Genomic DNA, 14,727 nt, shown 5'->3' on the forward strand with positions numbered 1-14,727 from the left:
CAGGGCCGTCCGCACAGGGTGGTTGCTCGCGCAGTTCCTCGCGCCCCTGGATGGTGCAACTTCTGCGCGTCGCCGTCATGGGCCCGTCAGTACGGGTGGACGCCGCCCAGGAAGGCAGGAGGTTCGCCGTAACCCTCGGCGATGCGCTTGTGGTAGGTCGGGCGGTCCACGACTTCCAGACCGACCACCTCCCACGGCGGCAGCGCCGCCGTGACGCGGTGTTCGCCCCAGAGCCGCAGTGCCATCGCCGCCGCGTCCTGGAGATCGTCCGCCTGTTCCCAGTAGCGGATCTCGGCGTGGTCCGCCGCATAGCGCGCGGTCAGGAAGGGCGGATGCTCGTGGGCCAGCTGTTCGAGCCCCTGCTTCAGCTGCGGCAGCGGCGTCACCCGGCCCGCCACGTTCAGCACGACGTGCCATATCCGGGCGCGCTGCCCGATCTCCGCCGCGCTCGAACTCGGCGCGACCCGTTCCGTCGGGCCCTCGTGCCCGGCCGACGCGGGTGGAGGGGGCGCCGCTGCGCCGCCCTGGATACTCGTCAGCACCACCCCGGAGCGCTCCCTGCCGCGTCCGTCGTTGTCACTGCCCACGGGCCCCGCACCTTGGCGCCTGCGTCCCACCGGCGGCCTCCTGTCGGCGATTGGTCCCCGCGGTCCGGGCAGCCGCCGCCGTCCCTCAGCCGGACAGCACGACGAGGTCGTCACGGTGCACGACCTCCCGCTCGTACGCGGGGCCCAGCTCCTTGGCCAGATCCCGCGTCGACCGGCCGAGTAGCCGGGGAAGCTCCCTTGCATCAAAGTTGACCAGTCCGCGCGCGACGATGTGGCCGTTTTCGTCAAGAAGGTCCACCGGATCGCCCGCAGCGAAATCTCCCTCAACTCCGGTCACACCGGCGGGGAGCAGCGAAGTTCGGCGTTCCACGACCGCCGCGACGGCACCCGCGTCGAGGGTGACCGCGCCCCGGGGCGAACTGGCGTGCTCCAGCCAGAGCAGCCGGTCGGCCGCCCGGCGGCCGGTGCGGTGGAAGAGGGTTCCGGTGTCCCGGCCCGTCAGCGCGTCGGCGGCGTGGCGGGCCGCGGTGAGCACGACGGGGATGCCCGCGCCGGTGGCGATCCTGGCCGCCTCGACCTTGGTGACCATGCCGCCGGTGCCGACACCGGCCTTGCCCGCGCTCCCGATCTCGATGCCCTTCAGGTCCTCCGGGCCGCGCACCTCGGCGATCCTGCTGGTCCCCGGCTTGCCGGGGTCGCCGTCGTAGAGGCCGTCGACGTCGGAGAGCAGCACCAGCAGGTCGGCGCGGACCAGATGGGCGACCAGCGCCGCCAGGCGGTCGTTGTCGCCGAACCGGATCTCCGCGGTGGCCACGGTGTCGTTCTCGTTGACGACGGGAACCGCACCCATGGCCAGCAATTGCTCAAGCGTGCGATACGCGTTGCGGTAGTGCGCGCGGCGGCTGGCGTCGTCCGCGGTCAGCAGGACCTGGCCGACGCGCAGTCCGTAGCGGGCGAAGGAGGCGGTGTAGCGGGCCACCAGCAGCCCTTGGCCGACGCTGGCGGCGGCCTGCTGCCGGGCCAGGTCCGAGGGGCGCTTCTCCAGGCCCAGCGGGGCCAGCCCGGCCGCGATCGCACCGGAGGAGACCAGCACGATCTCGACCGGCTCCGCCTCCGTGCCCCGCTCGCGGGCCTTGGCGAGCACGTCGACGAGCGCGTCCACGCGGTCGGCGTCCAGGCCGCCCGACGCGGTGGTGAGCGACGAGGAGCCCACCTTCACCACGATCCGCCGCGCCCGCAGCACGTCCTCCCGGAGGTTGGTGCCTGTCACGCCGTGCTCCTGTACCCCGTTGCCCGAAGATCCGTCCACCTTGCGATCAGCAATCTACGCGAAGCGGACCGGGCGACTCACCCGGGTTTCAGCCCTCGGGACGTCGGCCGACAGCCTGGCTGCGGCCGACGTCCCGTCAGAACCGGTGACCGGAAGGGTCAGTAGTCCTCGTCGCTCTCGATCGCGTTGCGGCGCATCGGGTCGAAGGCGTCGAATTCCTCCGAGGCCGAGTCGGCGCGCATCCGCTCCCGCTCGCGGCGGCGGCTGACCGCGTCGCGCGGAGCCTCGAAGCGGTGGTCCTCGCCGCGACGGCCGAGCATCTCCGCGCCGGCGGCCATCGAGGGCTCCCAGTCGAAGACGACGGCGTTCTCGGTGGCGCCGATGACGACGGTGTCGCCCTCGCGGGCACCCTGCTTCATCAGCGCGTCCTCGATGCCGAGGCGGTTGAGGCGGTCCGCGAGATAGCCGACGGCCTCGTCGTTGTTGAAGTCGGTCTGCTTGACCCAGCGCTCCGGCTTGGAGCCGGTGACGCGGTAGAGGTCCTCCGCCTCGTCGTAGACGACGGAGAAGCCCGCGTCGTCGACGGCCTTCGGGCGGAGCACGATACGGGTGGCCTCGTCGACCGGCTTCGCGGCGCGAGCCTCGGCGACGATCCTGGCCAGCGCGAAGCTCAGCTCGCGCAGGCCCTTGTGGGCGACCGCGGAGACCTCGAAGACCTGGTAGCCGCGCTCCTCGAGACCGGCGCGGACCAGGTCCGCCAGGTCCTGGCCGTCGGGCACGTCGATCTTGTTGAGCGCCACCACGCGCGGGCGGTCCTCGAGACCGCCGTACTGCTTGAGTTCGTCCTCGATGACGTCGAGGTCGGTGATCGGGTCGCGGTCGGACTCCAGCGTCGCGCAGTCCAGCACGTGCACCAGCACCGAGCAGCGCTCGACGTGGCGCAGGAACTCCAGGCCCAGGCCGCGGCCCTGGCTCGCGCCGGGGATCAGACCCGGCACGTCGGCCATGGTGTACGTGGTCTCGCCGGCGGTCACCACGCCCAGGTTCGGGATCAGGGTGGTGAACGGGTAGTCGGCGATCTTCGGCTTGGCCGCGGAGAGCACCGAGATCAGCGAGGACTTGCCCGCGCTCGGGTAGCCGACCAGCGCGACGTCGGCGACCGACTTCAGCTCCAGCACGATGTCCGCGTCGTCGCCGGGCTCGCCCAGCAGCGCGAAGCCGGGCGCCTTGCGGCGGGCCGAGGCCAGCGCCGCGTTGCCGAGGCCGCCGCGGCCGCCGGCGGCGGCGACGTAGGTGGTGCCGTTGCCGACCAGGTCGGCCAGCACGTTGCCCTGCTTGTCGAGCACGACCGTGCCGTCGGGGACTGACAGGATCAGGTCGGTGCCCTCGGCGCCGGTGCGGTGGCCGCCCGCGCCCGGCTTGCCGTTGGTGGCCTTGCGGTGGGGGTGGTGGTGGTAGTCGATCAGGGTGGTGACCTGGGGATCGACGACGAGGGTCACGTCACCGCCGCGTCCGCCGTTGCCGCCGTCCGGGCCGCCCAGCGGCTTGAACTTCTCGCGGTGCACGGAGGCGCAGCCGTGGCCCCCGTTACCCGCGGCGACATGCAGTTCGACGCGGTCAACGAAGGTGGTCATGATGCGGGCGCCTCTCGGTCGGCGGGAACGGCTAAAACGAACAACTCTTCTTCAAACACCAAGGGTGGACCGGAATGTTCCGATCCACCCTCAGCGAGGTACTGCTACGTCCTACGTGTCGGCCGAGAGGACTCAGGCGACCGGGACGATGTTGATGACGCGGCGACCGCGACGGGTGCCGAACTGCACCGCACCGGCCTCCAGCGCGAACAGCGTGTCGTCGCCGCCACGGCCGACGCCCGCACCCGGGTGGAAGTGGGTGCCGCGCTGGCGGACGATGATCTCGCCGGCGTTGACGACCTGGCCGCCGTAACGCTTCACGCCCAGGCGCTGAGCGTTCGAGTCACGACCGTTACGGGTAGAGCTTGCGCCCTTCTTGTGAGCCATGGTTCCCCTCGCCCCTTACTTCGCCGAGTCGATGCTGGTCACGCGAAGCGCGGTGTGGCGCTGACGGTGGCCCATACGCTTCTTGTAGCCGGTCTTGTTCTTGTACTTCTGGATGCGGATCTTCTCGCCCTTGTGGTGGTCGACCACCTCGGCGCGGACCTTCACACCCGCCAGGACCCACGGGTCGCTGGTGATGGCGTCACCGTCGACGACCAGGATCGTCGAGAGCTCAACGGTCTCGCCGACCTTGGCGTCGACCTTGTCAGCCTCAAAAACATCGCCGACGGCAACCTTGTGCTGCCGTCCGCCGCTACGCACGATCGCGTACACGTTGAACCCTTCTCGATTCGGTCGGAACCCCTGACGCCAGCCGCACCGGCACCGATCGGCCGGGGGCCTCCCCCGAGCGCCGGGCGCCTGGGAGGTGTTTGCTCAGAAGCGGGCGCGGCTCGCAGAATGCAAAGCACGCCGAGGGTCAAGACTACGGAAGCCAGGACCCAGGGTCAAACCAGCCCATCCGGGCGAACGCCGGGACGTCTGCGCAGCTCGGGGCCGGTCCGCAGATCGCGGACCGGCCCCGTTCCGGTGACTGCCGTGCCGCGTTACTCCGCGGCGGTCTCGGTCGCGGCCTCGCTGGCGGCCGTCTTCTTGGTCGCCCGCTTGGCCGTCGTCTTCTTGGCGGCGGTCTTCTTCGCGGCGACCTTCTTGGCGGCCGTCTTGCGCGGAGCCCGCTTGCGCGCCGGGGCGGGAGCCTCGGCCTCCGCCTCGGCCGCTCCGGACTCGACGGACTCAGCCTCGACGGGCTCTGCCTCGGCCACCGGGAGCGCGGTCTGCACCGGCTCGGCGACGGCCTCCGCGACCTCGACGGCGGCCTCGGCCGGGGTCTCGCTCGCGATGACGACCACGGCGGGCTCCTGGCCGACCGTCGTCGTGGCCTTGCGCACCGCGCGGCGGCGGGTGCGGCCGCGCGTGGCCGGGGCCTCGATCATCGACTCGACCATGGCCTCGGCCTCGGCCTGCGCCGCGGCGTCGACCACCGGGGCCGCCACCGACTCCGCGGTCTCGACCGGCGCCGAAGGAGCGGCCGCGGCCGCGTCGTCCGCCGCGACGGCCTCGGGCTCGCGGGAGACCAGCTCGATCTCCTCGTGCTCGTGCTCGTGCGCCTCGTGGGTCTCGTGCGTCTCCGCCTGGGCGTCACCGCCGCGACCGCGACGACGGCGCTTGCTGCCGCCCTCCTCGGCCGGCTGGCCCTGCTGCGCCTGGCCGCCGCCGACACCCGGCTTGGGGCCGGCGAAGCCCTTCGGCGCGGGCGCCGTCTGCTCCATGTGCACGATGACGCCGCGGCCGTTGCAGTGGACGCAGGTCTCGGAGAAGGACTCCAGCAGACCCTGGCCGACCCGCTTGCGGGTCATCTGCACCAGGCCCAGCGAGGTCACCTCGGCCACCTGGTGCTTGGTCCGGTCCCGGCCCAGGCACTCCAGCAGGCGGCGCAGCACCAGGTCGCGGTTGGACTCCAGGACCATGTCGATGAAGTCGATCACGATGATGCCACCGAGGTCCCGCAGCCGCAGCTGACGGACGATCTCCTCCGCCGCCTCGATGTTGTTGCGGGTGACGGTCTCCTCGAGGTTGCCGCCCTGACCGGTGAACTTGCCGGTGTTGACGTCGACGACGACCATCGCCTCGGTCTTGTCGATCACCAGCGAGCCGCCGCTGGGCAGCCAGACCTTGCGGTCCAGCGCCTTCATCAGCTGCTCGTCGACCCGGTAGGTGGCGAAGACGTCGACCTCGGAGGTCCACTTCTGCAGCCGCGGCGTCAGGTCGGGGGCGACCGAGGAGACGTACTCGTGGATCGTCGACCAGGCGTTCTCGCCGGAGACGATGACCTTGGTGAAGTCCTCGTTGAAGATGTCGCGGACGACCCTGACGGTCATGTCCGGCTCGCCGTACAGGAGGGTCGGCGCGTTGCCGCTGCTGGCCTTCTTCTGGATGTCCTCCCACTGCTGCTGCAGTCGCTGGACGTCGCGGGTCAGCTCCTCCTCGGACGCCCCCTCGGCCGCGGTGCGCACGATGACGCCCGCGTCGTCGGGGACGATCTTCTTGAGGATGTTCTTCAGGCGGGCCCGCTCGGTGTCGGGCAGCTTGCGGCTGATACCGGTCATCGAGCCCTCGGGCACGTAGACCAGGTAGCGGCCGGGCAGCGAGATCTGGCTGGTGAGGCGGGCGCCCTTGTGGCCGATCGGGTCCTTGGAGACCTGGACCAGCACCGACTGCCCGGACTTCAGCACCGACTCGATCCGGCGCGGACCGTTCTTCAGGCCGAGACCGGAGAAGTTGACCTCACCGGCGTAGAGCACCGCGTTGCGGCCCTTGCCGATGTCGACGAAGGCGGCCTCCATCGACGGCAGCACGTTCTGCACCTTGCCCAGGTACACGTTGCCGACGTAGGAGCTGGCCTGCTCCTTGTTGACGTAGTGCTCGACGAGGACGCCGTCCTCCAGCACGCCGATCTGGGTGCGCTCGCCGGTCTGACGGACCACCATGACCCGCTCGACGGCCTCGCGGCGCGCCAGGAACTCGGCCTCGGTGATGATCGGGACGCGGCGGCGACCCTGCTCACGGCCCTCGCGGCGACGCTGCTTCTTCGCCTCGAGACGGGTCGAGCCCTTGATCGACTGGACCTCGTCCGGGTCGAACGGAGCCTCGTGGGTGCGATGGCGCGGCTCGCGCACCTTGACGACCGTGCGCTCCGGGTCGCCCTCGCCGCCCTCCACCTCGCCGCCCGCGTCACCGCTGCGGCGACGACGGCGACGGCGCCGACGGCTGGACGCGGACAGCGCGTCGCCCAGGGCGTCGCTCTCCTCCTCGTCCTCGGCCTCGGACTCCTCGCCCTCCGCCTCCTCGGCGGAACCCGCGGCCTCGTGGTCCTCGCCCTCGCCACGACGGCGGCGACGACCGCCACGGCGACGACGGCGGGAGGGACGGCCCTCCTCGGCGGGCTGCTCCTCGGCCTCCGCCTCGACCGCGTCCTCGTCCTCGGCCTCCGCCTCGACGTCGACGGGCTCGGCGCCCTCGGCGATCACGAAGGCGGGCGAGGTGGCCCGACGGCGACGACGGCGGCCGTAGGCGGGCTCGGCGGCCTCGTCCTCGGCCGGCTCGTCCTCGGCCGGAAGCGGCTCGCGGCCCGAGACCTGCTCGAAGACGGCGGGCTCGGTCGGCGCCGCCGGAGCGGCGGCACGACGGCGGGTGCGGCGGCGGCCGGCCGTCTGCTCCTCGGCGGCCTCCTCCACGGCCTGCTCGGCGACGGCCTCGGGGGCGGCGGCAGCGGTGACCGGGGCCTCGGCGCGGCGACGACGGCGCCCCGCGGCCGGGGCCGCCTCGGCGGCGCTCTCGTCGGGGGCCGCGAAGGCGGCGGCAGGCGCGGGCGCGCGACGCTCGGCGGCGGGCGCGGACTCGACCGGCTGCGGGGCCTGGAACACCGGCGCCTGGAAGACGGCGGTCGCCGGGCGCACGGCGCGGCGGCGGCCGCGCGGAGCGGGCTCCTCGGACGCGGCGGGCGTCTCGGCGGGGGTCTCGACGGCGGCAGCGGCGGGCGTCTCCACGACGGGCGCGGGGGCGGGCTGCACGGCGCGCTGCTGGAGCGCGGCGAGGCGCTGCTCGAGCTGGCTGCCGGCCTCGACCGTGAGCGCGCCGCTGACGCGGGCGACCAGGTCGGCGACGAGCGCCTCCAGCTCCGTTCCGGCGACCAGCAGGCCGGACTCGACCCGCTGCTCGACCTGGTCCAGTTCGCCGAGCAGCGCGAGGCTGTCGGTGGCGGGCTCCTCCGCGGCCGTCTCGACCACGGGCTCGGCCTTCTTGCGGGTACGGCGGGCACGCTTGCGCGGCTCGACCGCCTCGGTCGGCTCGGCGGCCTCCGCGGCGGGCTCGGCGACCGGCTCCTCGGCGGCGGGGGTCTCGACGGCGGCCGGCTCCTCCGGAGCGACCTCGGCCTTCTTCCGGGTGCGCCGGACACGCTTGACCGGCTCGGCGGCAGGGGCCTCGGCGGCGGGAGCGGCTTCGGCAGCGGCAGGCGTCCCGGCGGCGGGCTCGGCCGCCTCGTTCACCGGCGGACCGGCCGGACGGCTGGCGGCGCGACGGCGACGCGGCGCGGCCTTGGGGGCCGCCGCCTGTGCTTCGCTCTGTTCGCTCTGTTCGTTGTTGTCATTGGTGATCTCGGGCATGCGGGCGGTTCTCCCGTCACGCCCCCGGGCGCCGCGCCTCTTGGGCGGGCGCCGCACGGGGGCTCGCGTATGTCTTTGGGTGGCGCCCCCGCGAGGCTCGCGAGCGCGCCGAAGCTTCAAGGCCACGCCCCTGGTGACCGGGCCCCGGGTGGCTCCCAGGACCCTGGTCGGGCGCCGACGGCGCTGCGTTGCCGACCGGTCGCCGCTACGCGTTCTGCGGCTCGGCCGCCTCGGATGGGAGGGCCGTGGCCGCGTCGCGGTCGGACGCGAACGGGTCGGTCACCGCACCGGTCTCCTCGTCGAGCGGCCCCTGCGCCAGCCTGGTCACCCCAGCGGGGACCGGCAGCGCGAGGTCGGCCGTCGCACGAAGACCGGAGAGGACGTCGTCGGGTCGGACGGCGGGTGTGGCGTGCCGAACAACCAGCCGCAGTATCGCACAGGCGCGGCCTGCGGGGATATCGGTCGTACTTTCCGGTAGGCCGAGGACACCCGCGTCCACCTGCGGATCCACGACCTCGAGAGAGATCACGGCGCCGCGCGCGTCGAACGTGCGCAGACCGTTCTTGGTCTGCCGCGAGACCTCGACCTCGTCGGCTGCGAGGAAGGCCGCGACGGCGTTGCGGGCCGCGTCGGACTCGACGCCGTCCAGACGGAGCAGCCAGACGGACGCCTGCAGCCGCTCCATGAAGTCCTTGCCGACGGCCTCGACCGCGTCGATCACGTCGAGGCCGGGCGGCAGCGACTCGTCGAGCTGTTTGCGCAGCAGCTCGGGCTCGCGCCGCTCGGCGAGGGCCAGCTCCACGTACTCGGCCTCACTCGCGGCGCCGGTGGGCGCGGCGTTCATGAAGCTGATCTTGGGGTGGGGGGTGAAGCCGGCGGAGTACGCCATCGGTACGGCGGATCGGCGCAGGGCGCGCTCAAGGGCCCGCTGGAAGTCGCGGTGGCTGGTGAAGCGGAGGCGACCACGCTTGGTGTAGCGGAGACGGATCCGCTGGACCGCGGGTGCGGGCGGCGGACCGTCGGGCGTGCGGCGTGCCAGTGCGCTCAGTCCTTCGGCAGTAGGGGTGGTTGTGCGCCTCCAAGGGTACGCGGGCGCGCCACCGGGTGAATCCGGACTCCGCGGGCCGGTCGGCGAAACAGGCGGAGTCCGTTACCGATCATATTCGGTCGGGGTGACCGCAGAAACATTTCCCCGTGCCCGATAGGCGCGCATCTTCGCGCGACTTCCGCAGACGGCCATGCTGCACCAGCGGCCGCGTCCGGCGGGCGAACGGTCGTAGTAGAGCCAGCGGCAGTCCTCCGCCGCGCAGGCCTTCAGCCGCAGCCAGTCGCCGCCCGCCGCGGCAATGGACGCCGCCACACTGGCCAGCAACAGCTCCGTGGAGTTCAGGCCCGGCGCGGGTACCAGCTCGACGCGTCCGTCGGCGTGGGCGGAGAGCACCAGCGGAGCGCACGCCAGCTGCCGGTTGAGCAGATCGAGCGACACGTCCGCGACGTCCAGACCGGCGTGCGCCATCCCCGCCTCGCGCAGCAGCTCGCGGAACCCGCGCACCCGCTCGACGTCGACACCGGCCCCCACGAAGGCCTCCAGCCCGTCCACCCCGCTCTCGACGTCGAGCGTGTTGACGAGCTCCTGCACGAGCCGCAGCGACTCCGGGGCGTCTCCCATGCTTGCGATGTTACCGATAGTGCGGCAGCATCCAGTAACGGCAGTGGTTACCCCTTGAAGCCATCCACAGGTAACGGAGAAGAACGACATGATCGGCACTCTGCAGACCTACGCCCTCGACTGTCCCGACCCCGGCGCACTCGCCGCCTTCTACGCCGAACTCGTCGGCGGCAAGGTCGAGGACGACGGCGGCGAGTGGGTCGAACTCGTCGGCGACTTCGGCACCACGCTCTCCTTCCAGCGGGTCGCCGACTACCGCGCGCCCCAGTGGCCGAGCCAGGACGGGCCGCAGCAGGGCCACATCGACATCGGCGTCACCGACCTCGACGCCGCCCAGACGCAGGTCCTCGCACTGGGCGCGACCCTGCTGGAGGACTGGGAGGGACAGAAGTCCTGGCGGGTCTTCGCCGACCCGGCCGGCCACCCGTTCTGCCTCTGCGCCTGCTGAGACGCATTTCGCTCCGGAAAGGGGCGTAAATAGGACCCGCCCCTTTCCGGACATTCCCTCAAGAAATAAACGCTGTAGTTACCTTGCGGTAGCAATCAGCCGTGTGTCAGATTCTGCGCACCGGCCGGTGAACCCCACCCCTCACCTGGAGTTCACCCATGATTGGATCCGCCACACCCGTTCGACGGAACAGACCGCTGCGGCTCGCCGTCGCCGCGCTGACCACGCTTTTCGCCGTTCTCGGATTCGGCAGCGGCACGGGCGCCGCACACGCCGCCTCAGGAGGCGCCGTCGTCTCCATGGGCGACAGCTACATCTCCGGAGAAGCCGGTCGCTGGCAGGGCAACAGCGACACCGTCTCCGGCAGTCGCAGCGGCACCGACCGCGCCTACGTCAACGGCGGCTACGACCCCACCGTCGTCTACGGCCCGACCTACTCCAGCGGGTGCGACCGCTCGGACACGGCCGAGGTCGCCAGCGCCGCCGGACTCCCCGGAGCCCGCTTCAACATCGCCTGCTCCGGCGCCACCACGACGAACGTGCTGCGCGCGGCCGACGGCGGCCAGAGCTACAAGGGCGAGGCCCCGCAGGCCGACCAGCTCGCACAGATCGCCGCGAACAACGCCGTCAGGACGGTCGTGCTGTCCATCGGCGGCAACGACCTCGGCTTCTCCAGCGTGATCACCGCCTGCGTGGAGGACTACGAGGTCTGGTACAGCTACTGCCACGGCACCCAGCAGCAGAACATCGCCGCCGCGCTCCCCGGCGCGATGGCGAACGTCGGCAGGGCGATCGACTCGATCAACGCCGCGATGACCGCCGACGGCTACACGGCCGGCAGCTACCGGATCATCCTGCAGTCCTACCCCTCCCCCATCCCCCGCAGCGCCGAGAACCGCTACCCCGAGAGCGGCTGGAGCCGCACCGACAGCGGCGGCTGCCCCTTCTGGAACGGCGACTCCGACTGGGCCCGCGACACCCTCATCCCGGAGATCTCCTCCGCGCTGCGCACCGAGGCGCAGACCAAGGGCGTCCAGTTCCTCGACCTCCAGGACGCCTTCCAGGGCCACGAAGTGTGCGCCGCCTCCGCCCAGTTGGCGACCTCCTCGCAGCCGCCCTCCCCGGTCGCCAGCGAATGGGCCCGCTTCCTCACCACCGGCGCGACCCAGGGCACCATGCAGGAGTCCTTCCACCCCAACGCCTACGGCCAGCGTGCCCTCGGCCAGTGCCTCAGCCTCATCTACGCCCAGCCCACCGGCGACTTCGCCTGCGACAACACCCCGGGGCGTGACGCGTCCGGCATGACGCTGACCGCACTCCCGTGAGCCTCCGCCGCTAGGCTGTCGGGCCGGGCGGAACCGTAGCGCAGAGGTGGTCGCGCGCGGTCTCCAAAACCGCGAGGACGCCGGTTCGACTCCGGCCGGTTCCGCCCACTCCGCCGCGACGACGAAGGGCGGCCCGGTCGATCGACCGGGCCGCCCTTCTTGTGCCGTCCTGCGCGACTACGTGCCGACCACGGTCAGCGGCAGCAGCTTCTTGCCGGTGGGGCCGATCTGGATATGGGTGTCGAGCTGAGGACAGACACCGCAGTCGAAGCACGGGGTCCAACGGCAGTCGTCGACCTCGACCTCCTCCAGGGCGTCCTGCCAGTCCTCCCAGAGCCAGTCCTTGTCCAGGCCCGAGTCCAGGTGGTCCCAGGGCAGGACCTCCTCGTACTGGCGCTCGCGGGTGGTGTACCAGGCGACGTCGACGCCGGTGCCCGCGAAGGCCGACTCGGCGCAGCGGATCCAGCGCTCGTAGGAGAAGTGCTCGCGCCAGCCGTCGAAGCGGCCGCCGTCCTCGTAGACCGCGCGGATGACCGCGCCGACGCGGCGGTCGCCGCGGGAGAGGAGGCCCTCGATCAGGCCGGGCTTGCCGTCGTGGTAGCGGTAGCCGATGTTGCGGCCGTACTTGCGGTCGCCGCGGATGGCGTCGCGGAGCTTGAGCAGGCGGGCGTCTGTCTCCTCGACGCCCAGCTGCGGGGCCCACTGGAACGGTGTGTGCGGCTTGGGCACGAAGCCGCCGATGGAGACGGTGCAGCGGATGTCGTTGGTGCCGGTGACCTCGCGGCCCTTGGCGATGACGTTCTTCGCCATCTCGGCGATCTGCATGACGTCTTCGTCGGTCTCGGTCGGCAGGCCGGCCATGAAGTAGAGCTTCACCTGGCGCCAGCCGTTGCCGTACGCGGTGGCGACCGTGCGGATGAGGTCCTCCTCGGACACCATCTTGTTGATCACCTTGCGCAGCCGCTCGCTGCCGCCCTCGGGGGCGAAGGTCAGACCGGAGCGGCGGCCGTTGCGGCTGAGCTCGTTGGCCAGGTCGATGTTGAAGGCGTCCACGCGGGTCGACGGCAGCGAAAGGCCGACCTTGTCGTCCTCGTAGCGGTCGGCCAGGCCCTTGGCGACCTCGGCGATCTCGGTGTGGTCGGCCGAGGAGAGCGAGAGCAGGCCGACCTCCTCGAAGCCGGTGGCCTTCAGGCCCCGCTCGACCATCTCGCCGATGCCGGTGATGGAGCGCTCGCGGACCGGACGGGTGATCATGCCCGCCTGGCAGAAGCGGCAGCCACGGGTGCAGCCGCGGAAGATCTCCACGGACATCCGCTCGTGGACCGTCTCCGCGAGCGGCACCAGCGGCTGCTTCGGGTAGGGCCACTCGTCGAGGTCCATCACCGTGTGCTTGGAGACGCGCCACGGCACGCCGGAGGCGTTCGGCACCACGCGGGCGATGCGGCCGTCCGGCAGGTACTCGACGTCGTAGAACTTCGGGATGTAGAAGCCGCCGGTGCGGGCCAGGCGCAGCAGCACCTCGTCGCGGCCGCCGGGCTTCCCCTCGGCCTTCCAGGTGCGGATGATCTCCGTCATGTCGAGGACGGCCTGCTCGCCGTCGCCGACGACGGCGGCGTCGAGGAAGTCCGCGATCGGCTCGGGGTTGAATGCGGCGTGGCCGCCCGCGAGCACGATCGGGTCCTCGTCGGTGCGGTCCGCGGCGAGCAGCGGGATGCCGGCCAGGTCGAGCGCGGTGAGCATGTTGGTGTAGCCGAGCTCGGTGGAGAAGCTCAGGCCGAAGACGTCGAAGGCCTTCACCGGACGGTGGGCGTCGACGGTGAACTGCGGCACCTGGTGCTCGCGCATGAGCGCTTCCAGGTCCGGCCAGACGCTGTAGGTGCGCTCGGCCAGGACGCCCTCGCGCTCGTTGAGGACCTCGTAGAGGATCATGACGCCCTGGTTGGGCAGCCCGACCTCGTAGGCGTCGGGGTACATGAGGGCCCAGCGGACATCGCAGGCGTCCCAGTCCTTGACGGTGGAGTTGAGCTCACCGCCGACGTACTGGATCGGCTTCTGGACGTGCGGGAGGAGGGCCTCCAGGCGCGGGAAGACCGACTCGACAGACATAGAGGCAGGGACTTTCGTGTGGACGCGGGGCTGACCCTCAAGGTTACCGCAGGGGCTAAGGTTGCTGGTTTGACCGATTTGCCGGCCCGCGCAGGGTCCGGACCGCTCGACGCAAGGACCTCTCGTGCCCATCCCCAAGGCGGAACTGCACCTGCACATCGAGGGGACGCTCGAGCCCGAGCTCGCCTTTGTCCTGGCCCACCGCAACGGCGTCGACCTCCCCTACGCCGACCCCGACCAGCTGCGGGCCGCGTACGCCTTCTCCGACCTGCAGTCCTTCCTGGACCTCTACTACCAGCTGATGGACGTGCTGCGGACGGAGCAGGACTTCACCGAGCTCGCCGACGCGTATCTGGCGCGGGCGGCGCGGGACGGGGTCCGGCATGCGGAGATCTTCTTCGATCCGCAGGCGCACACCTCGCGCGGGGTGGAGCTGGACGCGGTGGTGCGGGGGCTGGACCGGGCGCTGTCCAGCTCTCTGGAGCGGCACGGGGTCAGCACGAAGCTGATCATGTGCTTCCTGCGGGACCTTCCGGAGGCCTCCGCGCTGGCGACGTTCGACGCGTGCCGCCCGTACTTCGGCGATGTGATCGCGGGGATCGGCCTGGACTCGGCGGAGGTGGGCCACCGTCCGGCGAAGTTCGCGACGGTCTACCGCCGCGCGAAGGAGGCCGGCCTGCGGCGGGTCGCCCATGCGGGCGAGGAGGGCGGTCCCGACTACGTGCGCGAGGCGCTGGACCTGCTGGAGGTCGAACGGATCGACCACGGGATCCGCGCCCTGGAGGACGCGGACCTGGTGAAGCGCCTCGTGGCGGAGCGGATCCCGCTGACGGTCTGCCCCTTCTCGAACGTCCGGCTGCGCTGCGTCGACACGCTGGCGGACCACCCGCTGGCGGCGATGCTGGAGGCGGGCCTGGTGGCGACGGTGAACTCGGACGACCCCGCGTACTTCGGCGGGTACGTGGAGGAGAACTTCGTCGGGGTGCGCCGTGCTCTGGGTCTGACGGACGATCAACTGCGGCTGCTGGCACGCAACTCGTTCGAGGCGTCGTTCCTGGAGGACGACGAGGAGCGGCGGGCGGCGCTGATCGCCGAGGTCGACGCCCACCGCTTCGCGTAG

At 71.7% G+C, this 14,727-nt stretch carries 12 protein-coding genes and 1 tRNA gene; 4 read left to right on the top strand and 9 right to left on the bottom strand.

Features of this window, described 5'->3' with window-relative positions:
* Positions 1–86: 86 nt before the first annotated feature.
* The 8 genes from BS83_RS20830 to BS83_RS20865 all read right to left on the bottom strand — a co-directional run bounded on the left by BS83_RS20830 (position 87) and on the right by BS83_RS20865 (position 9,728).
* The gene (locus BS83_RS20830) at positions 87–587 is read right to left on the bottom strand and encodes a hypothetical protein (protein WP_037605167.1); all 501 of its coding nucleotides are present in this window, start codon (positions 585–587) and stop codon (positions 87–89) included.
* An 85-nt stretch (positions 588–672) separates the two neighbouring features.
* Positions 673–1,791, bottom strand: coding sequence for a glutamate 5-kinase (gene proB / locus BS83_RS20835; protein WP_037609531.1), 1,119 nt, complete (start codon positions 1,789–1,791; stop codon positions 673–675).
* A 185-nt stretch (positions 1,792–1,976) separates the two neighbouring features.
* Entirely contained in the window at positions 1,977–3,452 is a 1,476-nt protein-coding gene (obgE, locus tag BS83_RS20840; RefSeq protein ID WP_051943484.1) for a GTPase ObgE, read from the bottom strand.
* A 132-nt stretch (positions 3,453–3,584) separates the two neighbouring features.
* Complete coding sequence (gene rpmA / locus BS83_RS20845) at positions 3,585–3,839, bottom strand: 50S ribosomal protein L27 (protein ID WP_037605168.1); 255 nt, start codon at positions 3,837–3,839, stop codon at positions 3,585–3,587.
* A 15-nt stretch (positions 3,840–3,854) separates the two neighbouring features.
* Positions 3,855–4,169 carry a 50S ribosomal protein L21 gene (rplU, locus tag BS83_RS20850; RefSeq protein ID WP_037605169.1) on the bottom strand — a complete coding sequence of 105 codons (315 nt, stop codon included), beginning with the start codon at positions 4,167–4,169 and terminating at the stop codon, positions 3,855–3,857.
* A gap of 272 nt (positions 4,170–4,441) precedes the next feature.
* On the bottom strand, positions 4,442–8,059 hold the full coding sequence (locus BS83_RS20855) for an Rne/Rng family ribonuclease (protein ID WP_037609533.1): 3,618 nt from the start codon (positions 8,057–8,059) through the stop codon (positions 4,442–4,444).
* 205 nt (positions 8,060–8,264) lie between these two features.
* Positions 8,265–9,107, bottom strand: coding sequence for a TIGR03936 family radical SAM-associated protein (locus BS83_RS20860; RefSeq protein WP_408641097.1), 843 nt, complete (start codon positions 9,105–9,107; stop codon positions 8,265–8,267).
* Positions 9,108–9,209: 102 nt separating this feature from the next.
* Positions 9,210–9,728, bottom strand: a complete 519-nt coding sequence (locus BS83_RS20865; RefSeq protein ID WP_051943488.1) for a CGNR zinc finger domain-containing protein — start codon at positions 9,726–9,728, stop codon at positions 9,210–9,212.
* An 88-nt stretch (positions 9,729–9,816) separates the two neighbouring features.
* On the opposite strand from BS83_RS20865, the gene BS83_RS20870 reads away from it, so the two are divergent.
* The 3 genes from BS83_RS20870 (at position 9,817) to BS83_RS20880 (ending at position 11,605) form a co-directional block, all read left to right on the top strand.
* Positions 9,817–10,176, top strand: a complete 360-nt coding sequence (locus BS83_RS20870; protein ID WP_037605171.1) for a VOC family protein — start codon at positions 9,817–9,819, stop codon at positions 10,174–10,176.
* Positions 10,177–10,334: 158 nt separating this feature from the next.
* The gene (locus tag BS83_RS20875) at positions 10,335–11,501 is read left to right on the top strand and encodes a GDSL-type esterase/lipase family protein (protein ID WP_037605172.1); all 1,167 of its coding nucleotides are present in this window, start codon (positions 10,335–10,337) and stop codon (positions 11,499–11,501) included.
* A 29-nt stretch (positions 11,502–11,530) separates the two neighbouring features.
* A tRNA-Trp gene (locus BS83_RS20880) sits at positions 11,531–11,605 on the top strand.
* Positions 11,606–11,678: 73 nt separating this feature from the next.
* Here the strand turns inward: BS83_RS20880 and BS83_RS20885 are convergent.
* Positions 11,679–13,607, bottom strand: coding sequence for a TIGR03960 family B12-binding radical SAM protein (locus BS83_RS20885; protein WP_037605173.1), 1,929 nt, complete (start codon positions 13,605–13,607; stop codon positions 11,679–11,681).
* Positions 13,608–13,731: 124 nt separating this feature from the next.
* Here BS83_RS20885 and BS83_RS20890 point away from each other — a divergent pair, with 124 nt between their 5' ends.
* Positions 13,732–14,727, top strand: coding sequence for an adenosine deaminase (locus BS83_RS20890; protein ID WP_037605174.1), 996 nt, complete (start codon positions 13,732–13,734; stop codon positions 14,725–14,727).

Source organism: Streptacidiphilus rugosus AM-16 (assembly GCF_000744655.1).
Taxonomy (GTDB): Bacteria; Actinomycetota; Actinomycetes; order Streptomycetales; family Streptomycetaceae; genus Streptacidiphilus; species Streptacidiphilus rugosus.